Raw genomic sequence first — 21,867 nt, 5'->3', positions numbered from 1 at the left:
CCCATTAAGTATAGAAAAACAACAAACGATATTTTTTTTGCATTTTCATGTTGACCTAAAGCACGAAAAGCATTTTAATACACCTCGTCGCCCGGATAGCTCAGTCGGTAGAGCAGAGGATTGAAAATCCTCGTGTCGGTGGTTCGATTCCGCCTCCGGGCACCACAATTTATTTGTTGGTGTCTCGATAAGACTTCAACAACGAAAAGAAATAGATGCGCCGACTTAGCTCAGTAGGTAGAGCAACTGACTTGTAATCAGTAGGTCACCAGTTCGATTCCGGTAGTCGGCACCATTTCTTTCAAAACGAATAATTCCTCCTTAGCTCAGTTGGTAGAGCGACGGACTGTTAATCCGCAGGTCGCTGGTTCGAGCCCAGCAGGAGGAGCCACTTTTAGTGTGCCGACTTAGCTCAGTAGGTAGAGCAACTGACTTGTAATCAGTAGGTCACCAGTTCGATTCCGGTAGTCGGCACCATTCTTTCTTAATGTAGAAAGAAAAACCAAGAATAATTCCTCCTTAGCTCAGTTGGTAGAGCGACGGACTGTTAATCCGCAGGTCGCTGGTTCGAGCCCAGCAGGAGGAGCCACTTTAAAAAGCCAAGTCGAAAGACTTGGCTTTTTTTATATCAACTGAAACGAAACTGTCTCCTCTCCCCAGTGCGCCAGTTCAACATTGATATGCTATGTCCACAGCATAGTGGCATTTTTAAGGGCGATAATATTCAACGCTTTTTAGACTGGCCAGATAATTTTGATGTGGGTATTACCGTGAAATAATCACTGTTCTCGACGCATAAAAAAACCAGTAGATTTGCATCTACTGGTTTATACATACCTATCACGCACATTACGTTAGGCTTTTACGCCCTGCTGCTGATTTAGCATTGCCACTTCGGCATCAAGCGCTTCAAGTTTCGCTTCCATCTGCTCACGACAAGTGTTTGCGAGTTCACGAACATGCTCTTTACCGTATTCATCGACCTGCACTGGAGGCAGCATCTCTACGATAACATGGCCGTTATTCCAGCGGTTGAGCTTAATGCCTGACGTTGAGCTACACACAATAGGAATTATAGGTAGCTTAGCGCCAATGGCGGCATGGAAAGCGCCCGTTTTAAATGGCAGCAAACCGCGTCCACGTGAGCGAGTGCCCTCAGGAAACATCCAGACTGACACATCACTGTTGTTCATGCTATCAACCACTTGATCAATGGTGCCTTTCGCCTTTGAACGGTTAGCGCGGTCGATTAAGATATTCCCCGTTAGCCAATATAGCTGACCAAACAGAGGCATCCACGCAAGGCTCTTTTTACCCACCGTCACGACTTTTGGCGTAACCGCAGAAGAGACTGTAAACAAATCCCAGTTGTTCTGGTGGTTAGCGATATAGATATGCTGACCACGCTCATAAGCATCCTCAGGGATACGCAGCTCAAGTTTGATGCCGAAAACACGTGACATCTTGCCAAACAGGCGACCAAAGGTAAAAACGTGTTTTGGATTACGTGGACTCAATAAACAGTAGCCGCAACCAAAAACAAACATCACAATTGCAAAAATCGCAACAGCCAATACACGTAGTAGTGCAATCATTGTGGTTCTCCAAGATCAGCGGGGAATCATTTTAATTGCCCCAGACTTTACCTGATCTGTTTTTCATAAAAAAGCCGAAACTCGCGTTTCGGCTTACAAGCGTTAGCTGATTTTATCTCTAATCGCGGAAACGTTCAATATTTGCGCCAAGAGCAGATAATTTATCTTCAATTTTATCGTAGCCACGATCAATGTGATAAATACGATCAACGATAGTTTCACCGTGAGCAATACAGCCAGCAATCACTAAGCTCGCTGAGGCCCGAAGGTCGGTTGCCATGACCTGAGCACCACTTAGCTCATTAACGTCACCACAGATGACTGTGTTGCCTTCGATTTCAGCTTTAGCGCCCATACGCATTAATTCTGGCACATGCATAAAGCGGTTTTCAAAGATGTTCTCTGTGATCACGCCGCCACCCTTTGCCATCATGTTAAGCAAAGTAAACTGAGCCTGCATATCAGTAGGGAAACCAGGGTGAGGCGCCGTACGAATCGTTACCGCCTTGAGTTCACGACCTGTCATATCGACTGAGATCCAATCTTCCCCTGTCTCTACCGCAGCACCCGCTTCTTCTAACTTAGCCAAAACGGCTTCTAGAAGATGCGCTTTCGTATTGCGACAAGTGACTTTACCACCAGAAACAGCGGCTGCAACGAGGAAGGTACCCGTTTCAATACGGTCAGCAACAACTGAATGTTTGCCACCGCCAAGACGTTCAACACCTTCAATTGTAATTGTGTCTGTGCCTGCACCTGAGATTTTTGCCCCAAGTTTATTTAGGAACTCAGCAGTGTCGACAATTTCCGGCTCACGTGCTGCATTGTCCAGCACTGTCGTGCCTTCTGCCAAAGTCGCCGCACACATAATTGTAATGGTGGCACCAACACTGACTTTGTCCATCACGATGTGAGCGCCTTTCAGGCGTCCATCAACATTGGCTTTCACATACCCATCTTCAAGAGTAATGGTTGCACCCAACTGCTCTAGACCATGAATATGGAGATCAACCGGACGTGCACCAATCGCACAACCACCCGGCAATGAAACTTGACCTTGACCAAAACGCGCCACTAGTGGACCTAATGCCCAAATAGATGCACGCATCGTCTTTACTAAGTCGTAAGGCGCGCAGTATTCATTGATACTGCTAGGGTCAACGTGGACAGACCCATTACGCTCGACTTTCGCCCCAAGACGTCCCAATAGCTCCATCGTTGTGTCGATGTCACGTAAACGTGGAACGTTGGCTACTTCAACTGGCTCTTCAGCAAGAATAGAAGCAAATAAAATTGGTAGTGCAGCGTTCTTGGCACCTGAGATGGTCACTTCACCTACTAGAGGCTTTTTAGAACCTATAACTCGAAACTTTTCCATTTTTAAACCTTACAGTGACATCAACTTCTTATCACGAGCCCACTCTGCAGGAGTGTAAGCTTTAATAGAAACAGCGTGGATGTCATTTCGTTGGATATATTCCATCAGTGGTGCATAAATTAGCTGTTGTTTTTTAACGCGACTCATTCCGTCGAAGCAAGCATCAACAGCAACGACTTCATAATGACTGCCTTCGCCTTTGACGTGCAGCTCTTCTAGATTCAGTGCTTCGTTTAAAATCTGTTGTACTTTTGCGCTATCCACAATTCACCCCTGTAGTATTCTTTAAATGCTTAGCAACGATTTGTTCTACATTGCTTAGCTGAAATAATGTGCGCAATTCATTCGGCACGAAACTGAGCATTATATGACAGTTTTGCTTTTTTGCATTGTCTATTAGATGAATTAACATCACCATTCCTGCCGAATCGACTCGTTCAACCGACTTTAGCGACAACTCCATCTCACTCAAAGTTGGTTTGAACCTCTGTAGCTGTGCCCATAGGGCAGGCACTGTGTCTCTGTCCAAGTTGCCGTTTAAGGCACATTGTTGCTCACTGATCACTTGCCACTGCGGATGCATCATTGAGCTTTACTCTCAAAGCGAATAGCTTGCTGAGACAGTGCTTCTAGCTCATCAGCAACAGCAGCAATGCCCTCTTGACGTAGCTTAGTGCTCCATTCAGATTGCTTACTAGAGAGCAAGCTAATACCCTCAGCAATCATATCAAACACTTGCCATTCCCCCGTGTTCTTATCTTTTCTTAGCTTGAACTCGAGCTTAATGTTGGGTCTTGGCGAATCAACGATATCCACTTTGACACCAATAATATTTTTGTCCGCACTATTTTTCGCTTCAGGACCAAATTCAATGGTCTGATCCGTGTATTGAGTAAGCACTTGAGCGTAAGAGCTAATGAGATAAGAGCGAAATGTGTCGATAAACTGACTCACATCTTCACGTTTAGCGCCTTTTAAATTGGGGCCCAGTAACTTGAGTGCTGCGTATTTCTCATTGACAAAAGGCATAAGCTCTTCTTCAACAATCACTTTCAAATAGTTTGGATCTTGGTGAATCAGTGGTTGCTCTGATTTGAGTCGCTCAAAAGCACGCTCAGAGACCAGCTTCATCATGTCATATGGCTGAGTCTTATCAATTTCATTCGCAGCCACATTAAATGTGACAAAAAATGCCAAAAGAGTAAGTACTAACTTTCTCAACATGTTTATCTCCTTACTCATCAGAGCCGCCTACACTGTAAAGAACCTGTCCAATCAAATCTTCAAGTACAAGTGCAGACTTAGTATCTTCAATATAGTCCCCTTCCACCAGCATCTGCTCATCGTCAAATACAAAGCCTGGTGTGAGACCAATATACTGCTCGCCGATCAAACCAGAAGTAAGGATTTTCACACTAGATGTCTCAGGGAACTGATCGTACTTACTATTAATCGCCATGGTAACAACGGGTAGTAAAGACTCACTATTCAAGTTGATCGCCGCGACACGTCCGATAACCACGCCACCCACTTTGACCGGTGAACGAACCTTCAAACTACCAATATTGTCGAACTCAGCTTTGAGTGTATAAGTATCGTTAGAGCCTAGCCCTTTCACGTCAGCGACTTGAAAAATCATCACCAGAATTGCGCAAATTCCGGCAAGAACAAAACTACCGACCCATAATTCAATCTTTCGAGTTTGTTGCATGATTAGTTCCCAAACATCAATGCGGTTAGTACGAAGTCTAGACCAAGTACAGCAAGAGAAGAGTGGACTACGGTGCGTGTTGTAGCACGGCTGATACCTTCAGATGTAGGTATCGCATCGTAGCCATTAAATAAAGCTATCCAAGTAACAGTGATTGCGAAAGCGATACTCTTAATCATGCTGTTACCAATATCCTGACCAAGCTCTACGGAGGCTTGCATTGCTGACCAGAAGCTGCCGTGGTCGATTCCTTTCCAATCAACCCCGACAAGTTGACCGCCCCAAATACCGACAGCCATGAAAATCATCACTAGTAGAGGCATAGATATCACACCCGCCCAAAATCGTGGTGCAATCACTCGTTTGAGTGGATCAACCGCCATCATCTCCATACTGGAAAGCTGTTCTGTTGCTTTCATCAAACCAATTTCGGCCGTTAAGGCTGACCCTGCACGACCGGCGAATAGCAAAGCCGTGACGACAGGTCCTAACTCACGTAGCAATGACAACGCCACCATTTGACCTAACGCCCCTTCAGCACCGAAATCAACCAGAATGACGTAACCCTGTAAGCTCAGTACCATGCCAATAAATAGACCAGACAGCACGATAATGATCAGCGACTGAACACCGACTGTATAAAGTTGCTTTACCAACAATGGGAAGTTTTTAACTGGCTGTGGCTTACTCGCTAAAGCACCGAATAGCATTAAACTTGCACGACCAAACGACTCTGTTACGGATAAGGCGCGACGACCAACAGAAGCCACAAAATTTGCTAAGCCTGCCATTATAAGAAGAGCTCCTCAGCTAGAGGTTGAGACGGATAACGGAATGGTACAGGGCCGTCAGCATCCCCTACAAGAAATTGCTGCACTTGTGGATCTGGGTTAGTACGTAGCTCTTCAGGGGTTCCATGAGCAATGACTTTACCATTTGCCAGTATGTAGACTAAATCGGCAATACTCATTACTTCTGGAACATCATGTGAAACCACGACGGATGTCACACTGAGTGCTTGATTCAGGTTGCGGATCAGTTCAACGAGCACACCCATGGTGATGGGGTCTTGGCCAACAAAAGGTTCATCATACATGATTAGGTCTGGGTCTAGCGCGATAGCTCGAGCGAGTGCCGCTCGTCTTGCCATACCACCGGACAGTTCACTCGGCATCAGTGAAGCCGCACCACGCAGCCCCACCGCCTCTAGTTTAAGTAGCACCAAAGTGCGGATCAGAGACTCATCCAAATTTGTATGTTCACGTAGAGGAAAGGCAACGTTGTCAAAAACAGACAAATCGGTGAACAGAGCCCCCGATTGAAACAACATGCTCATCTTTTTTCGCTCTTGGTAGAGCTTTTTACGACTAAGCGATGGAATGTTGTGACCGTCAAACCAGATCTCGCCACTTTCTGGGTAGATTTGACCTCCAATAAGACGTAGCAGTGTCGTTTTACCAATGCCAGAAGGTCCCATGATAGCGGTAATTTTTCCCTTAGGTACACTCAAGCTAACGTTATCAAATATTTTGCGCTCTCCACGAGAAAACATGAGCTGCTTTATTGTAACTAGGTCTTCGGATTCCATCTTGAGCTATTACCCCTTCCCTTATGAATGGGCAATCATAAGCACATTCATTTACAATTTAAAGCACTGTTCGATTAATTGTGAGATCTTCGAATATTCTTGGCAATCCTAATAACTCAAGGCATCTCTAATCAAATAGACAATTTGGTTAACAATTAATTGAATGAAGCGCTTCCCTTTTAATAGCCAAACCGTCAAAATTAACGGTTAAATTCTCTCGTTGTATATTGATTAGGAATCATCATGTTCGAAGCCATTGCGTTTCTCATTATTGGATTGGTATTTTTAGTTTGGAGTGCCGATAAACTGGTATTTGGCGCTGCAGCTCTAGCGCGAAACGTGGGAATATCTCCACTCGTGATCGGTATGACTATCCTAGCAATGGGTTCATCTGCACCAGAGATGATGGTTTCAGCAACCGCAGCCCTCGATGGAAAAACGGATACTGCTGTAGGTAACGTACTTGGTTCCAACATCGCCAACATTGCTTTAATACTAGGCATAACTGCGCTTATTAAGCCGCTCTCTATCAGTTCTGCTGTACTAAGACGTGAACTGCCTCTCATGATTGGCGTCACTATCCTTGCTGGTGTGTTACTTTGGGACAGCCATTTAGGGTTCTATGAAGGTATTCTTCTTTTTGTACTGTTTGCAGCATTCATCGTTGCCATGCTTCGCATTAGCCGCAATGAGAAAAAGAACGGTGATGTTCTTATCGAAGAACAAGAGTCTGAAGTACCAGAGGGCGTAAGTAACGCTAAAGCGGCAATCTGGGTAGTGATAGGTCTGATTGTGTTACCTCTCGCAGCGGATGTGTTGGTCGACAACGCGGTGATTATTGCTCAGTACTTCGGAATGAGTGACTTAGTCATTGGACTGACCATTATCGCAGTAGGAACGAGCCTACCAGAACTGGCCGCTTCCCTTGCTGGCGTGATGAAAGGCGAAGACGATATGGCCGTCGGTAATATCATCGGTTCAAACGTATTTAATATTTTAGCGGTTATGGGGATCCCAGGTATCCTCAATCCTTCAGTCTTGAGTGAATTTGCCATGAGCCGTGATTTTTGGGTCATGCTTGGCGTATCTTTGCTGCTCGTTGCAATGGCACTGGGTAAATCTCGTAGCATCAACCGTACTGAAGGCGCAGTGCTGTTTTGCTGTTTCATTGGCTACCAAGCCTACCTCATCATGAATATGACTGCTTAACCTCATCTCGGAGTATTTATGTTTGATTATCGCTCAGCTGCCCTAGAGGTTTTACAAACCGAAGTTGAGGCCCTAAAACAACTCGACCAATACATCAACAACGACTTTATCAATGCTTGTGAGCTAATCCGTGCGAATAAAGAAGGCAAAGTCGTTGTCATGGGGATGGGTAAATCTGGCCATATTGGCAACAAGATTGCCGCAACATTGGCCAGTACAGGCACATCGGCATTCTTCGTCCACCCGGGTGAAGCGGCTCATGGCGACCTCGGTATGATTGAACCTGGTGATGTGGTTCTTGCTATCTCAAACTCAGGCGAGTCTTCTGAGATCTTGAGTCTTTTCCCAGTATTGAAGCGACTCAGCATTAAAATTATTAGTATGACAGGCAAGCCAGCCTCAAATATGGCAAAACTGTCAGATATTCATCTCCAAATCACAGTACCAAAAGAGGCATGCCCTATTCAGCTTGCTCCAACCTCAAGCACAACCGCCACTCTAGTTATGGGCGATGCGTTGGCGATGGCATTAATGCAGGCTCGCGGATTTACTGCTGAAGATTTTGCGCTGTCACACCCAGGTGGAGCGCTGGGTCGCAAGTTGCTGCTAAAACTGGCAGACATCATGCACACTGGCGATAGCCTTCCTCTGGTAACTCCCAGTACCGTTGTCCGTGAGGCATTACTAGAAATCAGTCAGAAAGGTCTAGGAATGACCGCTGTGGTTGATGACCACCAGCAGCTGATCGGTATTTTTACCGATGGGGATCTACGTCGAATTCTGGACAAACGCATTGATATTCATACCGCTCTGATCGGCGATGTTATGACGGTTAATCCAACCATTGCAGAACCAAATATGCTTGCGGCCGAAGGACTTAATCTAATGCAAGACAAGAGCATTAATGGTTTGGTGCTATGCGAAAACGGCAAAGTTGTCGGCGCCCTTAACATGCATGATTTACTAAAAGCCGGAGTGATGTAATGTCGAAAATGATTGAAACTTTATATCAACCAGTGGAACAATCCACATTAGAAATTGCCAAACAAATTAAATTGCTTATCTGTGACGTTGATGGCGTCTTCTCCGACGGTTTAATTTATATGGGCAACGAGGGTGAAGAACTTAAAACTTTTCATACTCGAGATGGCTATGGCGTAAAATCACTAATGAATGCTGGTATCAAAATAGCCATCATCACTGGTCGCCGTTCGCAAATCGTCGAAAATCGAATGAAAGCGCTTGGTATTTCGCTGATATACCAAGGTCAAGACGACAAAGTAAAAGCATATCGAGACATTTGCGATAAACTCAATATCTTGCCACAGCATACTGGGTATATTGGCGATGACCTGATTGACTGGCCCGTAATGGAGCAAGTCGCACTCAAGGTTTGTGTCGCTGACGGGCATCCGCTACTGGCAAAAAGAGCAAATTATGTCACCGTAATTAAAGGTGGGCATGGTGCAGTAAGAGAAGTTTGTGACCTCATCCTTCAAGCACGAAACGAACTTGATGTTCATAAAGGTCTAAGTATATGAGTCTTTCTCGTATTGGCTATCTGATCCTAACTTTCATAATATGCTGGTCTGCTTACTATCTTTTCGACCAACAGCAGAGTTATGATATTCAGGTAGAGCCAGATACAGAGCTACCGATGTTTAGCGGAAAAGGTTTAGAAAATACCTCTTATACTGAAAGTGGTATCCGCAGCTACGTGATTACATCGGTAAATCTCGACCACTACGCAAAAAGTGGTGACACAATTTTTAACCAACCGGTTTTGAAGGTTTACAAAGAAGGTACCACTCAAGAGTGGGAGATAACGGCTGAGCGTGGCGTATTGACCAAAGAGCATGTCTTAACGCTTTATGAGAACGTCCTAGCAAGCAATTTACTTCCAGAATCAGGTTTTGACACTTTGTCCACCGATATCATGAATATTCAGTTGGACAGCAGAGACTTTTGGGCAGACAACCAAGTCATTATGGTTGGGCCTCAATTTGAAACAGTGGGACAAGCGATGACAGGCAATTTTGCCGATAATCACGCAACCCTATACAAGCACGTACAAGGTAGATATGAAACTCTCACACCTTAGTCTGATTTCTTGTTTATTTCTGTCTAGCCAAGCATTGGCGCTATCAACAGACCAGGAACAGCCAGTTTATATCGACTCTGACAGTCAACAGCTCGATATGCAAAGCAACAAAGTCACATTTATCGGTGACGTTAAGTTGAAACAAGGCAGTATCAACATTAACGCAGACAAAGTGATAGTGACTCGTGACCCGAAAGATGGCTCAATCCAAGAGATTGAAGGCTACGGCAATCTAGCGACTTTCTCGCAGCTCACTGACGATGGCAAAACTCTGTATGGTGAAGCAAAAGAGCTTTACTACGTCATGATCGATGACCAACTAACCATGATAGATCAAGCGATGCTATCTCAAGACGATAGTGTTATCCGCGGTACTAAGATTCGCTACAAAATCTCTTCTCAAAAGCTGATTGCTGACGGTAAAGAGAAAGGCGACCGCGTATCTACCGTTCTTCAGCCACAAGCAGTACAAGAATAGTTATGGCAATACTTAAAGCTGAGCACTTAGCGAAAACCTATGGCAATCGAACCGTCGTAACGGATGTAAGTCTTCAAGTAGAATCAGGCCAAATCGTTGGCCTGCTTGGTCCTAACGGAGCAGGGAAAACAACATCCTTCTATATGATTGTAGGATTGGTCGCTCGTGATGAAGGCTCAATTACTATCGATGATAAAGACATCAGTATCTTACCGATGCACAGCCGTTCACGTATGGGGATAGGCTACCTTCCACAAGAGGCGTCTATTTTCCGCAAACTCTCAGTGGAAGATAACATCATGGCGGTTCTCGAAACTCGTGAAGAGATGACTCGAGAAGAGCGCCAAGACAAGTTGGAAGATTTATTGGAAGAATTCCACATTCAGCACATACGCAACAGCGCTGGTATGGCATTATCTGGTGGTGAACGTCGAAGAGTTGAGATAGCAAGGGCACTCGCAGCCAATCCACAATTTATTTTGTTGGACGAACCTTTTGCTGGCGTTGACCCTATTTCGGTCATCGACATCAAAAAGATCATTGAACACCTGAGAGATCGTGGCCTTGGCGTTTTGATCACTGACCACAACGTTCGTGAAACGCTTGATGTATGTGAAAAAGCGTACATTGTAAGTCAAGGACATCTGATTGCAGAAGGTACACCGGAGCAAGTGCTTAACAACGAACAAGTGAAACAAGTTTATCTCGGCGAGCAATTCCGTCTATGATTAAAGGGAAGAACGGTAAGATTCTCCAGCATGAAGGCAAGCAATACTGAATGAAACCCTCATTACAACTCAAGCTAGGACAGCAGTTAGCGATGACTCCTCAATTGCAACAAGCAATACGTTTGTTGCAACTGTCAACGCTAGATCTTCAACAGGAAATTCAAGAAGCATTGGATTCAAACCCTCTACTTGAGGTAGAAGAGGCCCATGACGAACCTACGGTTGAAGACAATACCCGCAGTGAGGAAAAAGAGCCTACGGTAGAACTTGCAGATACCGCGGAACCCGACGTCAAAGACAGTTCTGAACTCATCGAAAAATCTGAAATTAGTAACGACCTCGAAATTGATACCACTTGGGATGATGTCTATAGCGCAAATACCGGCAGTACAGGCATTGCTCTCGACGATGATACTCCTGTTTATCAAGGTGAAACCACCCAGTCTTTGCAAGACTATCTCATTTGGCAGCTTGACCTGACGCCATTTAGTGAAACAGATCGAACCATCGCTCTCGCCTTAATTGATGCCATTGATGACTACGGATACTTAACCGTTTCCACTGAAGAGATCTTAGAAAATTTCAATAACGAAGAAATTGAGATCGAAGAAATTGAAGCTGTACGCAAGCGTGTCCAGCAATTTGATCCTCTCGGTGTAGCCTCCGTTAATTTGCAGGACTGCCTACTGCTGCAACTAGCCACTTATCCTGAAGACACTCCTTGGCTCGCAGAAGCGAAATTAATTCTTACCCATCACATTGATCAGTTAGGTAATCGAGATTACAAACTGATCATTAAAGAGACTAAACTGAAAGAAGCGGAGATACGCGAAGCTCTCAAACTCGTTCAGCAGCTAGATCCAAGACCGGGGAGCCGTATTGCTTCAGAGCACGCTGAATACGTCATTCCTGATGTCTCAGTTTACAAAGATCACGGTAAGTGGGTTGTAACGATCAACCCAGATTCAGTTCCAAGACTGAAAGTAAATCAGCAATATGCGGCCTTAGGCAAAGGCAACAGTGCTGACAGTCAGTATATCCGCAGCAATTTGCAAGAAGCAAAATGGCTGATTAAAAGTTTAGAAAGTAGAAACGAGACTCTGCTCAAAGTTGCTAAGTGTATTGTTGAACATCAGCGCGATTTCTTTGAGTATGGAGAAGAAGCCATGAAACCTATGGTGCTGAATGATGTCGCTCTCGCGGTCGACATGCATGAATCCACCATATCAAGGGTGACAACGCAAAAGTACATGCATACCCCTCGTGGCATTTTTGAATTGAAGTACTTCTTTTCAAGTCATGTCAGTACTGACAATGGCGGAGAATGCTCATCAACTGCAATTCGTGCCCTCATCAAGAAGCTTGTCGCTGCCGAAAACAGTGCCAAACCACTTAGTGATAGCAAGATTGCTGCTCTACTCGCTGACCAAGGGATTCAGGTCGCTAGACGAACAATCGCTAAATACCGAGAGTCACTAGGTATTGCACCATCAAGTCAGCGCAAACGCCTGCTATAAGGCCTAAAAACCGAGAAGGAAAGTCTATGCAAATCAATATTAATGGCCATCACGTTGATCTAACCGATTCAATGCAAGACTACGTAAACGAAAAGTTTCAAAAGCTAGAACGCTTTTTCGACCACATCAACAGCGTACATGTTGTATTAAAAGTTGAAAAACTACGTCAAATCGCAGAAGCTACCCTTCACGTTAACCAAGGTGAAATTCATGCCTCTTCTGACGATGAAAGCATGTATGCAGCCATAGATTCGCTCGTCGACAAACTTGTTCGACAGCTCAACAAGCACAAAGAAAAGCTAAACGCCCACTAAAACCATGCAACTAAGCGAAATCCTTACATTGAACTGCACGAAAAGTGCAGTTCAATGTACTAGTAAAAAAAGAGCCCTAGAGCTGATCAGTGAACTCGTTGCTGAACAGACTGGCCAAAACTCAACTGAATTATTTGAATGTATGCTAAGTCGCGAGAAAGTCGGCAGTACTGGCATTGGAAATGGAATTGCCATTCCCCATGCTCGTATGCAGTCCAGCGATAAAGCAGTTGCAGTTTTACTGCAATGTGAATCTCCGGTTGAATTTGATTCTATCGATAACCGCCCTGTAGACCTACTTTTTGCTCTTCTCGTGCCTGACGCGCAATGTAAAGAGCACCTTAAAACCCTTTCTAGTATGGCAGAGCGTTTAAACGATAAGCAGATCCTAAAACAGCTTCGCAAAGCTCAGTCTGATCAAGAGCTTTACGACATCATGGTCAATCAATAATGCGTCTCATCGTTGTAAGCGGCCAATCAGGCGCTGGAAAAAGCGTCGCATTGCGAGTTCTCGAGGATCTTGGCTATTACTGCGTTGATAACCTCCCCGTCGATTTACTCGAAGTCTTCGTCAAAACAGTTCAGTCCAGTAAGCAAAACGTTGCTGTCAGCATTGATATTCGTAATCTGCCCACTGAGCCGAATCTTGTCGAAGACGTACTGGCTAAACTTAAGCAAGACTCGGATGTTAGCGTTCTATTCTTAGATGCGAACAAAGACACATTGCTTAAACGCTACAGCGAAACTCGTCGAATCCATCCCTTGTCATTGAGTTTGGGCAATACTTCACTCGAACAAGCGATCGAAAAAGAGAGATGTATTCTATCCCCGCTGAAAGAACATGCCGATTTGGTCATCGACAGCAGCAACCAATCTCTGCACGAACTCAGCGAAACCGTGCGCATGAGAGTTGAAGGTCGTGAGCGTAAAGACCTAGTCATGGTGTTCCAGTCATTTGGTTTTAAGTATGGACTCCCAAGTGATGCAGACTATGTCTTCGACGTTCGCTTCTTACCCAATCCACATTGGGAGCCAGATTTACGCCCCCTAACAGGATTAGATGCCCCTATTAAGTCTTTCTTAGAAGGTCACCAAGAGGTTATGGAGCTGAAACGTCAGATCCAAAAATTTATTGAAGACTGGCTACCCTTATTAGAGAAAAATAATCGTAGCTACCTAACCGTAGCGATTGGATGCACGGGCGGAAAACATCGCTCCGTCTATCTTACTCAGCAAATTGGCGAGTACTTTGCTGAAATGGGACACCAAGTACAAATACGCCATGCCTCATTAGAGAAAAATCATAAGGAATAAGTTTATGCAGCAGCAAAGTCGTACTGTGTTAATTCAAAATCGTCTTGGGCTTCATGCTCGTGCTGCTGTAAAACTGGTTGAACTTGCCCAATCTTACGACGCCATTCTGACGATCCAAAACCATGAAGGCAAAGAAGCCACAGCCGATAGTGTCATGGGGCTGCTGATGCTAGAATCAGCTCAGGGAGAGCACGTTACCATTAGTGCCGAGGGAAACGATGCTCATCCCGCGTTAGAAGCAGTCTGTCATCTTATTGAAGATAAGTTTGATGAAGAGGAGTAATCCTCGTAAATGCTCTAACTAAATGACCTTCCTTCACATTAACTTATTAAATCCATCCTAAAATTCGGTTACTATTCATAGTATTGTAGGAATATAGAGTCAGGGGGAATCAATGGCAGAGCAAATAGAGTTCGATCAAGCTCACCAAGCCCTGAAAGAAGTTACTGAAGCGCTAGAAAATGGCCGTTTTGTCCATGTCCGTCGTCAATTGCAGGACATGGAACCGGAAGATATTGCCCATCTATTAGAAGCATCACCTCGTAAAAGCCGTGAAGTTCTTTGGCAGCTCACCGACCCAGAAGATTATGGTGAAATCCTCGATGAACTGAATGAGGATGTGAAAGACGATCTAGTGTCTAGAATGGCACCAGAAAAGCTGGCAGAAGCAACCGAAGGTATGGAGACCGATGATGTCGCTTACGTTCTTCGAAGCCTACCCGATGATGTTTCAAGAGAAGTTTTATCTCAAATGGACGCTGCTGAGCGTCTATTAGTTGAAACTGCCCTTTCCTATCCAGAAGACACCGCCGGTAGTTTAATGAACACCGACGTCATCACTATTCGTGGTGATGTCGATGTCGACGTTGTATTACGTTATCTACGCATGAAAGGCGAGTTGCCGGAAGCAACTGACGCACTCTACGTTATCGATGAAGAGAGCCGGCTGATCGGCGAACTTCCGATCACAACACTCATCACAACGCAACCAGACGTCAAAGTCAGTGATGTGATGGAAGATGCCGACGAAGCTATCGATGTGACGATGAGCGACTCAGACATAGCGAGCTTGTTTGAACGTCGTAACTGGATTTCAGCTCCTGTAATCGACGACAAGCAGCACCTTGTCGGACGTATTACTATCGATGACGTTGTCGATGTCATTCGTGAAGACGCAGAACACTCGATGATGAGTATGGCGGGTATGGATGATGACGAAGATACTTTCGCCCCAGTGGTAAAATCAGCACGAAAACGCAGTATTTGGTTAGGTGCTAATGTTCTTGCTGCTCTTGCTGCGGCATCGGTCTCAAATATGTTTGAAGCCACTCTCGATCAGATGGCCGCGATCGCCGTGTTGATGACCATTGTGCCTTCGATGGGCGGGGTTGCTGGTAACCAAACCGTCGCTCTGGTGATCCGCGGTCTAGCGCTTGGCCATATCGGTGATTCCAACAAGCGTGAACTACTGATGAAAGAGGCGGCCATCGGCCTACTCAATGGCATCATGTGGGCATTAATTATCGGTGGTATTGTCGTTGCTTGGAAAGGAAACTGGATGTTGGGTGGAATCATCTCGGCAGCGATGTTAACCAACTTGTTTGTTGCTGGTGTTGCCGGTGTAACCATTCCGATCCTACTCAAGAAAATGAATATCGATCCAGCACTGGCAGGGGGAATGGCTCTAACAACCGTCACCGATGTCATTGGTTTGTCGGTATTCCTCGGACTTGCGACAATCCTGATCTAGTCTCAGATACATATTAAAAAGCGCAGCTCATTGAGCTGCGCTTTTTGGCTCTAGCCGTTAATGTTAGGGCCCAGCCATTTCTCTGCTTCAAGCATATCCCATCCCTTGCGCTGCGCGTAACTTTCAACTTGATCTTGTTGGATCTGTGCGATCGCAAAGTAGCGAGAATCTGGATGAGAGAAGTACCAGCCCGAGACAGACGCCCCAGGGAACATCGCGTAACTGGACGTTAAGGTCATCCCTATCGTCTCTTCGACTTTCATCAACTCCCACAATGGGCCTTTCTCGGTATGTTCAGGACAAGCCGGATATCCAGGCGCAGGACGAATACCTTGATACTTCTCTCTAATGAGCTCTTCATTGGATAAGTTTTCATCTTCGGCATAACCCCAGATCTCTTTACGTACCCGCTCATGCAGATACTCAGCGAAGGCTTCAGCCAATCGGTCAGCAACCGCTTGAATCATGATCGCATTGTAGTCATCACCCTGCGCTTTGTACTGATCAGCCAGCTCCCGTTCATTGATACCACCTGTTACAGCAAAGGCACCAATCCAATCTTTTTTGCCCGACTCCTTAGGTGCTATGTAATCAGACAAACAGTAGTTAAAGCCTTTAGGTTTCTCGGTTTGCTGACGTAAGTTATGCAGAACTTTAGCTACTTCAGTACGAGATTCATCAGTATAGACCTCAATATCATCGCCAACACTTGCAGCAGGGAAAAGTGCACACATTCCTCGCGCCTGCATCAAACCTTCTTGTTCAACACGATCGAGTAGCTCATTCGCGTCCTCAAAGAGACATTTCGCTTCTTCACCTACCTCTTCATGTTGGAAAATAGTGGGATACTTACCCACCAAAGACCATGTCATAAAAAATGGCGTCCAATCGATGTACTTACGCAAGGTACCGATGTCAAAATCGTCAAATACATGCACACCCGGCTTAGCAGGAACTGGTGGTGTGTAACTCTCCCAGTCAATGGCAACCTTGTTCGCTCGTGCTTGTTCAAGAGTAACAGGCTTAGTACGTGGCTTTTTGCGGTTATGTTGATCACGTACACGTACATAATCTGCATCAAGCTTTTCAACAAAATCAGGGCGCAGTTCATTTGAAAGCAGCGAGGTACACACACCAACCGCTCGAGACGCATTGTTTACATAAACAACGGGATGTTTGTAGTTCTGCTCTATCTTAACAGCGGTATGAGCTTTAGATGTGGTTGCACCACCAATCAAAAGCGGCAAATCGAAATTAAGACGTTCCATCTCTTTGGCAACATGAACCATTTCGTCGAGTGAAGGGGTAATTAAGCCGGAAAGTCCAATGATATCGACATTCTTTTCTTTGGCGACTTTAAGGATCTGGTCACACGGAACCATCACCCCGAGATCGATAATTTCATAGTTATTACATTGCAAAACGACACCTACGATATTCTTACCAATATCGTGAACATCACCTTTCACCGTTGCTAATAAAATTTTACCGTTAGTAGATCCCGCCTGTTTGCCCGCATTGATAAATGGCTCTAGGTGGGCAACTGCCTGCTTCATTACACGTGCTGACTTCACCACCTGAGGTAGGAACATTTTGCCTTCACCAAACAGGTCACCGACGACGTTCATACCATCCATGAGAGGGCCTTCAATCACCTCTAACGGTTTGGCAGCATTCACGCGCGCTTCCTCAGTATCTTCAACAATAAACTCGGTAATACCTTTTACTAAGGCGTGCTCTAAACGTTTTTCAACAGGCCAAGTACGCCACTCAAGTGCCGACGCGTCTTCTTCTTTACCTACCCCCTTGTCTGCGTACTCCGCAGCAATATCCAGTAACCTCTCAGTACTGTCATCGCGACGGTTGAGCACCACATCCTCAACCGCTTCACGCAGCTTCTCGGGTACGTTGTCGTATATTTCCAGCTGCCCTGCATTTACGATACCCATATCCATGCCGTTTTTAAAACAGTGGTAGAGGAACACAGCATGAATCGCTTCTCGAACGTAGTTATTACCTCGGAAAGAGAAGGAGACGTTCGAAACGCCACCAGATATCATCGCATAAGGGAGGTCGCGTTTGATGTCTGCTACCGCTTCAATAAAGTCCACCGCATAATTGTTGTGTTCCTCAATGCCCGTTGCAACAGCGAAAATATTTGGGTCGAAAATGATATCTTCCGGTGGGAAACCGACTTCATTGACTAAGATATTGTAGGCATTCGTACATATCTCTAGTTTACGTGCACGTGTCTCTGCCTGACCGATTTCATCAAATGCCATGACAATAACAGCCGCACCGTAACGGCGAATCAACTTAGCCTGTTCGACAAATTTCTCTTTACCCTCTTTAAGAGATATGGAGTTAACAATGCCTTTGCCCTGAATACACTTTAGACCCGCTTCAATGACTTCCCATTTGGATGAATCGACCATGATAGGGACTTTCGAGATTTCTGGCTCAGATGCACATAGATTTAGGAAACGAACCATACTCGCCTCCGCATCCAACATGCCTTCATCCATATTGATATCGATGATCTGTGCGCCGTTCTCTACTTGCTGGCGGGCAACCTCTAACGCTTCGTCATAGAGTTCTTCCTTGATCAATCGTTTGAAGCGAGCAGAGCCAGTAACGTTTGTTCGTTCGCCGACGTTAACAAACAGAGTTTCCTTCTCAATCGTTAACGGTTCAAGACCTGATAAGCGACAAGCCACCGTCAATTGAGGAAGTGCTCTTGGTTTTACTCCAGCGACCACCTTTGCCATTTGGCGAATATGCTCAGGCGTAGTACCACAACACCCGCCAATTAAATTAAGAAAGCCACTTTCAGCCCACTCTTTGACATGAACCGCCATGTCCGAAGGAGAAAGGTCGTACTCACCAAAAGCATTCGGCAAACCCGCATTAGGGTGTGCTGAAACAAACGTCTCAGAGATACGTGAAAGCTCTTCAACGTATGGTCTTAGCTCATCAGGGCCAAGGGCACAGTTAAGTCCAAATGAGATTGGTTGAACGTGACGTAGAGAGTTATAGAAGGCTTCGGTTGTTTGACCGGATAATGTCCGACCCGACGCATCGGTAATGGTACCTGAGATCATAACAGGTAGGCTAAAACCCAGTTCTTCAAACACACTATCAACCGCGAAGGCACAAGCCTTGGCATTCAAAGTGTCAAAAATGGTTTCAATAAGGATAAGATCAGACCCACCTCGGATCAGGGCGCGAGTCGATTCAGAATACGCTTCAACTAACTGGTCAAAGCTAACATTTCGATAACCAGGGTCATTTACATCCGGTGAGATAGAACATGTGCGGTTAGTAGGACCAAGAACACCGGCAACATAGCGAGGTTTATCTGGCGTCTTCGCACTCCATTCATCAGCGACTTCTCTTGCCAATTTTGCTGCGGCAAAGTTAATCTCTTCGCTGAGGCTTTCCATATCGTAGTCAGCCATAGCGATAGTCGTCGCATTGAAAGTGTTGGTTTCAAGAATATCCGCCCCTGCTTCAAGATACGCTGCGTGGATATCTCTGATTAACGTTGGCTGTGACAACACTAACAGGTCATTATTACCCTTCAAATCACAGTGCCAATCTGCAAAGCGCTCGCCTCGGTAATCTTGCTCTTCCAATTTGTAATCTTGGATCATGGTGCCCATACCACCATCAATCAATAAGATACGTTGCTTTAATTGAGCTTCAATCTGTTGCCTTACATTACTTCCCACGGTACTGCCTCATTCCTTTATTTATGCCTCCATCCTATCACAGTTATTAAAGGAGTCTAGACGTCTAAAAGATCAAATTGATGACTTACTTATGACAAAAAGTGTTTGCTATTTGAACATAGTAGGCAGAAAATCTTCATTCATAATTTGTTACATAATGAGATTCTAATGTCGGTCTACTACACACTGTGCTTCCTGTCTGCAGCAGCGATGTTGATTGCTTTTATAAACAGCAAGATAGGTAAGATGCAAACCACCATCGCGATTACCGCTGGTTCGATGATGCTTTCGCTACTTATCTTAATTGCGGGTCAGAATAATTGGTTCCACCTGACTGAAATCGCTTCAAACACGGTATCCAGCATTAACTTTGAAGACTTTCTTCTAAAAGGGATCCTTGGATTTCTGTTATTTGCGGGCGGATTAGGAATCAAACTTCCCAATTTAAAAGATCAAAGATGGGAAATCACAGTGCTTGCTCTCGGCGCGACCCTGTTTTCGACGTTCTTTATAGGCTTTGTACTGTATGGATTCTGTCAACTAATCGGCATTCAATTCAATCTCATTTATTGCTTGTTATTTGGCGCACTGATCTCGCCAACCGACCCTATCGCTGTTCTTGCGATCGTAAAGAAACTTGATGCACCAAAACGTATTTCAACCCAAATCGAAGGTGAATCTCTGTTTAACGATGGCTTCGGCTTAGTAATCTTCGTTACTATTTTTACCATCGCATTCGGCACAGAAACGCCAACGGTGGGCAGTGTGGCATTACTGTTCATTCAAGAAGCCATCGGTGGTATTGCCTATGGCTTTGCTCTAGGACTACTTTTTCACTACTTAATTAGTGCTACAGATGATCACTCTATGGAACTGCTGCTCACGATTGGTATGCCAACGGCCGGTTATGCGTTTGCTGAAGTGATACACGTTTCAGGCCCGCTAGCTATGGTTGTGTCAGGTATCATGATAGGGAACTGGACTCGCTTTATCGGTTTCTCTAAAGAAAGTGAAGACCACTTAGACCACTTCTGGGAGCTGGTAGATGAATTCTTAAATGGCGTGCTATTCCTACTCATTGGTATGTCTATGTTACTATTTGAGTTCCATAAAGAAGACTGGATCCTAATGGCGTTCTCCATCCCATTAGTACTCGCAGCTCGCTACCTGAGCGTATTCTTCTCTTACATTGGCTTCAAACGCTACCGCAAGTACAACCCTTGGTCTGTCAGGATACTCACTTGGGGTGGCCTCCGTGGTGGACTGGCATTAGCGATGGCGCTATCAATTCCATCGGGTATCTGGGTCATTCAGGATAAGCTGATAGATGTAAAAGAGATCGTGTTGGTCATGACATATTCAGTAGTGGTATTTTCTATCCTTGTCCAAGGCTCGACCATCACTCCTATGATTGAAAAAGCGAAACTCAAACAGAAGAAGATCGACGAAGAGTGCGATCTTGAACAAGCCCCCCAAGAATAAGTGTGATACTCAGAAAGACATTCAAAGGCAGCCAAATGGCTGCTTTTTTATGGGTGTAGGCTAAAGTATTTCTCTTTTCAGGGACAAGTCCTATCAACATCTTCTAGGCCCAGTATCTCATCAGTTTACAGCCAAACCTTACCTTCAGCGTAAGTCCCGCTGCCATTGTCCGAAGGCACTGCGCTCGTATTGTCCCCTATCTCAAAGCGCGTAATCCACAGCCCGTACCCGATTTCCACACCTGAAGCACTCCTCTCCCTAATACACAAAAAGCCCGTGGCGTAAGCGACGGGCTTTTAAAACAACCAAAGCCTAGCGTCAGGCTCGGCTGTATGAATCAGAGATGGACGGTCGGGACGGCAAGCCATAAACATGCCTTGGTCGATGAGAAACGTACTCGGATAAAAACAAAAAGACCCCAGCATTTCTGCTGGGGTCTGGAATAAGTGGCGGAGCGGACGGGACTCGAACCCGCGACCCCCGGCGTGACAGGCCGGTATTCTAACCAACTGAACTACCGCTCCGCACTGGTTAGACTCTTGAGTCTAAGTTTTTGCCTTTAGATTTTCCCTTAATAAAAAGGTCTAAAATCTAAAAACGAAATGTAAGCCTGGCGATGTCCTACTCTCACATGGGGAAACCCCACACTACCATCGGCGCTAATTCGTTTCACTTCTGAGTTCGGAATGGAAATCAGGTGGGTCCAAATCGCTATGGTCGCCAAGCAAATTCTTTAATCTGGAAAGCTGCTAAAGTTCTTACACATTCAATGTTCTTACATCGAGTCCGCAAAACCCTTTGGGTGTTGTATGGTTAAGCCTCACGGGCAATTAGTACAGGTTAGCTCAACGCCTCACAGCGCTTACACACCCTGCCTATCAACGTTCTAGTCTCGAACAACCCTTTAGGACCCTCAAGGGGTCAGGGAAGACTCATCTCAGGGCTCGCTTCCCGCTTAGATGCTTTCAGC

22 protein-coding genes, 6 tRNA genes and 2 rRNA genes are annotated in these 21,867 nt (G+C 45.3%); 18 read left to right on the top strand and 12 right to left on the bottom strand.

The features are described 5' to 3' along the window. Positions 1-89 precede the first annotated feature (89 nt). From DA100_RS06425 to DA100_RS06405, 5 genes are all read left to right on the top strand, one after another. Positions 90-165 (top strand) — tRNA-Phe (locus DA100_RS06425). 54 nt (positions 166-219) lie between these two features. After that, a tRNA-Thr gene (locus DA100_RS06420) sits at positions 220-295 on the top strand. Between the two features lie 20 nt (positions 296-315). Next, a tRNA-Asn gene (locus tag DA100_RS06415) sits at positions 316-391 on the top strand. 10 nt (positions 392-401) lie between these two features. After that, a tRNA-Thr gene (locus DA100_RS06410) sits at positions 402-477 on the top strand. Between the two features lie 36 nt (positions 478-513). Beyond that, a tRNA-Asn gene (locus DA100_RS06405) sits at positions 514-589 on the top strand. Between the two features lie 265 nt (positions 590-854). Here the strand turns inward: DA100_RS06405 and DA100_RS06395 are convergent. The 8 genes from DA100_RS06395 to mlaF all read right to left on the bottom strand — a co-directional run bounded on the left by DA100_RS06395 (position 855) and on the right by mlaF (position 6,272). Continuing rightward, positions 855-1,595, bottom strand: a complete 741-nt coding sequence (locus tag DA100_RS06395) for a 1-acylglycerol-3-phosphate O-acyltransferase (RefSeq protein ID WP_138971434.1) — start codon at positions 1,593-1,595, stop codon at positions 855-857. A gap of 118 nt (positions 1,596-1,713) precedes the next feature. After that, positions 1,714-2,973: a UDP-N-acetylglucosamine 1-carboxyvinyltransferase gene (murA, locus tag DA100_RS06390; RefSeq protein WP_138971433.1), complete on the bottom strand. Its 1,260-nt coding sequence runs from the start codon at positions 2,971-2,973 to the stop codon at positions 1,714-1,716. 9 nt (positions 2,974-2,982) lie between these two features. Next, positions 2,983-3,237 carry a BolA family iron metabolism protein IbaG gene (ibaG, locus tag DA100_RS06385; RefSeq protein ID WP_045957198.1) on the bottom strand — a complete coding sequence of 85 codons (255 nt, stop codon included), beginning with the start codon at positions 3,235-3,237 and terminating at the stop codon, positions 2,983-2,985. After that, positions 3,230-3,559 carry a lipid asymmetry maintenance protein MlaB gene (locus DA100_RS06380; RefSeq protein WP_138971432.1) on the bottom strand — a complete coding sequence of 110 codons (330 nt, stop codon included), beginning with the start codon at positions 3,557-3,559 and terminating at the stop codon, positions 3,230-3,232. The genes ibaG and DA100_RS06380 overlap by 8 nt, the downstream gene beginning before the upstream one ends. Then, entirely contained in the window at positions 3,556-4,197 is a 642-nt protein-coding gene (gene mlaC / locus DA100_RS06375) for a phospholipid-binding protein MlaC (protein WP_138971431.1), read from the bottom strand. The genes DA100_RS06380 and mlaC overlap by 4 nt, the downstream gene beginning before the upstream one ends. A 10-nt stretch (positions 4,198-4,207) precedes the next feature. Next, entirely contained in the window at positions 4,208-4,684 is a 477-nt protein-coding gene (mlaD, locus tag DA100_RS06370; protein ID WP_138971430.1) for an outer membrane lipid asymmetry maintenance protein MlaD, read from the bottom strand. Positions 4,685-4,686: 2 nt separating this feature from the next. Then, positions 4,687-5,475 carry a lipid asymmetry maintenance ABC transporter permease subunit MlaE gene (gene mlaE, locus DA100_RS06365; protein WP_138971429.1) on the bottom strand — a complete coding sequence of 263 codons (789 nt, stop codon included), beginning with the start codon at positions 5,473-5,475 and terminating at the stop codon, positions 4,687-4,689. Next, positions 5,475-6,272: a phospholipid ABC transporter ATP-binding protein MlaF gene (mlaF, locus tag DA100_RS06360; protein WP_138971428.1), complete on the bottom strand. Its 798-nt coding sequence runs from the start codon at positions 6,270-6,272 to the stop codon at positions 5,475-5,477. Before mlaF ends, mlaE begins: the two co-directional genes overlap by 1 nt. 243 nt (positions 6,273-6,515) lie before the next feature. On the opposite strand from mlaF, the gene DA100_RS06355 reads away from it, so the two are divergent. The 12 genes from DA100_RS06355 to mgtE all read left to right on the top strand — a co-directional run bounded on the left by DA100_RS06355 (position 6,516) and on the right by mgtE (position 15,684). Beyond that, a complete protein-coding gene (locus DA100_RS06355) occupies positions 6,516-7,481 on the top strand; it encodes a calcium/sodium antiporter (RefSeq protein ID WP_138971427.1) in 966 nt (321 codons plus the stop codon). An 18-nt stretch (positions 7,482-7,499) separates the two neighbouring features. Then, positions 7,500-8,465: a KpsF/GutQ family sugar-phosphate isomerase gene (locus tag DA100_RS06350; RefSeq protein ID WP_138971426.1), complete on the top strand. Its 966-nt coding sequence runs from the start codon at positions 7,500-7,502 to the stop codon at positions 8,463-8,465. Then, positions 8,465-9,022: a 3-deoxy-manno-octulosonate-8-phosphatase KdsC gene (gene kdsC / locus DA100_RS06345; protein WP_138971425.1), complete on the top strand. Its 558-nt coding sequence runs from the start codon at positions 8,465-8,467 to the stop codon at positions 9,020-9,022. Before DA100_RS06350 ends, kdsC begins: the two co-directional genes overlap by 1 nt. Continuing rightward, positions 9,019-9,582, top strand: coding sequence for an LPS export ABC transporter periplasmic protein LptC (gene lptC, locus DA100_RS06340; RefSeq protein ID WP_138971424.1), 564 nt, complete (start codon positions 9,019-9,021; stop codon positions 9,580-9,582). The genes kdsC and lptC overlap by 4 nt, the downstream gene beginning before the upstream one ends. Next, complete coding sequence (gene lptA, locus DA100_RS06335; protein ID WP_138971423.1) at positions 9,563-10,060, top strand: lipopolysaccharide transport periplasmic protein LptA; 498 nt, start codon at positions 9,563-9,565, stop codon at positions 10,058-10,060. Before lptC ends, lptA begins: the two co-directional genes overlap by 20 nt. Positions 10,061-10,062: 2 nt before the next feature. Further along, positions 10,063-10,788 (top strand): LPS export ABC transporter ATP-binding protein, encoded by a 726-nt coding sequence (gene lptB, locus DA100_RS06330; protein ID WP_138971422.1) that lies wholly within the window; start codon positions 10,063-10,065, stop codon positions 10,786-10,788. Positions 10,789-10,838: 50 nt separating this feature from the next. After that, positions 10,839-12,305, top strand: a complete 1,467-nt coding sequence (locus DA100_RS06325; RefSeq protein ID WP_138971421.1) for an RNA polymerase factor sigma-54 — start codon at positions 10,839-10,841, stop codon at positions 12,303-12,305. A 26-nt stretch (positions 12,306-12,331) separates the two neighbouring features. Next, complete coding sequence (gene hpf / locus DA100_RS06320) at positions 12,332-12,619, top strand: ribosome hibernation promoting factor (protein WP_138971420.1); 288 nt, start codon at positions 12,332-12,334, stop codon at positions 12,617-12,619. 4 nt (positions 12,620-12,623) lie between these two features. Further along, positions 12,624-13,070 (top strand): PTS IIA-like nitrogen regulatory protein PtsN, encoded by a 447-nt coding sequence (gene ptsN, locus DA100_RS06315; RefSeq protein WP_138971419.1) that lies wholly within the window; start codon positions 12,624-12,626, stop codon positions 13,068-13,070. Beyond that, the gene (gene rapZ / locus DA100_RS06310; protein ID WP_138971418.1) at positions 13,070-13,933 is read left to right on the top strand and encodes an RNase adapter RapZ; all 864 of its coding nucleotides are present in this window, start codon (positions 13,070-13,072) and stop codon (positions 13,931-13,933) included. The genes ptsN and rapZ overlap by 1 nt, the downstream gene beginning before the upstream one ends. Positions 13,934-13,937: 4 nt before the next feature. After that, positions 13,938-14,216, top strand: coding sequence for an HPr family phosphocarrier protein (locus DA100_RS06305; protein WP_138971417.1), 279 nt, complete (start codon positions 13,938-13,940; stop codon positions 14,214-14,216). 112 nt (positions 14,217-14,328) lie between these two features. Further along, positions 14,329-15,684 (top strand): magnesium transporter, encoded by a 1,356-nt coding sequence (gene mgtE / locus DA100_RS06300; protein ID WP_138971416.1) that lies wholly within the window; start codon positions 14,329-14,331, stop codon positions 15,682-15,684. A gap of 50 nt (positions 15,685-15,734) precedes the next feature. Here the strand turns inward: mgtE and metH are convergent, their stop codons facing one another. Further along, a complete protein-coding gene (gene metH, locus DA100_RS06295) occupies positions 15,735-19,415 on the bottom strand; it encodes a methionine synthase (protein ID WP_138971415.1) in 3,681 nt (1,226 codons plus the stop codon). A 168-nt stretch (positions 19,416-19,583) separates the two neighbouring features. On the opposite strand from metH, the gene DA100_RS06290 reads away from it, so the two are divergent. Further along, entirely contained in the window at positions 19,584-20,897 is a 1,314-nt protein-coding gene (locus tag DA100_RS06290; protein ID WP_138971414.1) for a sodium:proton antiporter, read from the top strand. A 447-nt stretch (positions 20,898-21,344) separates the two neighbouring features. Here the strand turns inward: DA100_RS06290 and DA100_RS06285 are convergent. The 3 genes from DA100_RS06285 to DA100_RS06275 form a co-directional block, all read right to left on the bottom strand. After that, positions 21,345-21,421: transfer RNA gene (locus DA100_RS06285), tRNA-Asp, on the bottom strand. Between the two features lie 84 nt (positions 21,422-21,505). Then, positions 21,506-21,622: ribosomal RNA gene (gene rrf / locus DA100_RS06280) — 5S ribosomal RNA — on the bottom strand. 84 nt (positions 21,623-21,706) lie between these two features. Further along, positions 21,707-21,867 (bottom strand): 23S ribosomal RNA (locus DA100_RS06275); the annotation flags it as partial.

This window comes from Vibrio sp. Hep-1b-8, assembly GCF_006124995.1.
Taxonomy (GTDB): domain Bacteria; phylum Pseudomonadota; class Gammaproteobacteria; order Enterobacterales; family Vibrionaceae; genus Vibrio.
Note: the sequence above shows the minus strand (reverse complement) of the source record. Positions and strands in the feature narration are given on the sequence as shown.

What these genes read in the sequence shown, in the direction of transcription:
- DA100_RS06325 (WP_138971421.1), top strand. Translation starts at nt 10,839, where the DNA reads ATGAAACCCTCATTACAACTCAAGCTAGGACAGCAGTTAGCGATGACT.
- mgtE (WP_138971416.1), top strand. Translation starts at nt 14,329, where the DNA reads ATGGCAGAGCAAATAGAGTTCGATCAAGCTCACCAAGCCCTGAAAGAA.
- ptsN (WP_138971419.1), top strand. Translation starts at nt 12,624, where the DNA reads ATGCAACTAAGCGAAATCCTTACATTGAACTGCACGAAAAGTGCAGTT.
- DA100_RS06355 (WP_138971427.1), top strand. Translation starts at nt 6,516, where the DNA reads ATGTTCGAAGCCATTGCGTTTCTCATTATTGGATTGGTATTTTTAGTT.
- DA100_RS06380 (WP_138971432.1), bottom strand. Translation starts at nt 3,559, where the DNA reads ATGATGCATCCGCAGTGGCAAGTGATCAGTGAGCAACAATGTGCCTTA.
- lptC (WP_138971424.1), top strand. Translation starts at nt 9,019, where the DNA reads ATGAGTCTTTCTCGTATTGGCTATCTGATCCTAACTTTCATAATATGC.
- mlaF (WP_138971428.1), bottom strand. Translation starts at nt 6,272, where the DNA reads ATGGAATCCGAAGACCTAGTTACAATAAAGCAGCTCATGTTTTCTCGT.
- lptB (WP_138971422.1), top strand. Translation starts at nt 10,063, where the DNA reads ATGGCAATACTTAAAGCTGAGCACTTAGCGAAAACCTATGGCAATCGA.
- DA100_RS06305 (WP_138971417.1), top strand. Translation starts at nt 13,938, where the DNA reads ATGCAGCAGCAAAGTCGTACTGTGTTAATTCAAAATCGTCTTGGGCTT.
- murA (WP_138971433.1), bottom strand. Translation starts at nt 2,973, where the DNA reads ATGGAAAAGTTTCGAGTTATAGGTTCTAAAAAGCCTCTAGTAGGTGAA.
- mlaD (WP_138971430.1), bottom strand. Translation starts at nt 4,684, where the DNA reads ATGCAACAAACTCGAAAGATTGAATTATGGGTCGGTAGTTTTGTTCTT.
- mlaE (WP_138971429.1), bottom strand. Translation starts at nt 5,475, where the DNA reads ATGGCAGGCTTAGCAAATTTTGTGGCTTCTGTTGGTCGTCGCGCCTTA.
- DA100_RS06290 (WP_138971414.1), top strand. Translation starts at nt 19,584, where the DNA reads ATGTCGGTCTACTACACACTGTGCTTCCTGTCTGCAGCAGCGATGTTG.
- rapZ (WP_138971418.1), top strand. Translation starts at nt 13,070, where the DNA reads ATGCGTCTCATCGTTGTAAGCGGCCAATCAGGCGCTGGAAAAAGCGTC.
- hpf (WP_138971420.1), top strand. Translation starts at nt 12,332, where the DNA reads ATGCAAATCAATATTAATGGCCATCACGTTGATCTAACCGATTCAATG.
- mlaC (WP_138971431.1), bottom strand. Translation starts at nt 4,197, where the DNA reads ATGTTGAGAAAGTTAGTACTTACTCTTTTGGCATTTTTTGTCACATTT.
- lptA (WP_138971423.1), top strand. Translation starts at nt 9,563, where the DNA reads ATGAAACTCTCACACCTTAGTCTGATTTCTTGTTTATTTCTGTCTAGC.
- DA100_RS06350 (WP_138971426.1), top strand. Translation starts at nt 7,500, where the DNA reads ATGTTTGATTATCGCTCAGCTGCCCTAGAGGTTTTACAAACCGAAGTT.
- kdsC (WP_138971425.1), top strand. Translation starts at nt 8,465, where the DNA reads ATGTCGAAAATGATTGAAACTTTATATCAACCAGTGGAACAATCCACA.
- DA100_RS06395 (WP_138971434.1), bottom strand. Translation starts at nt 1,595, where the DNA reads ATGATTGCACTACTACGTGTATTGGCTGTTGCGATTTTTGCAATTGTG.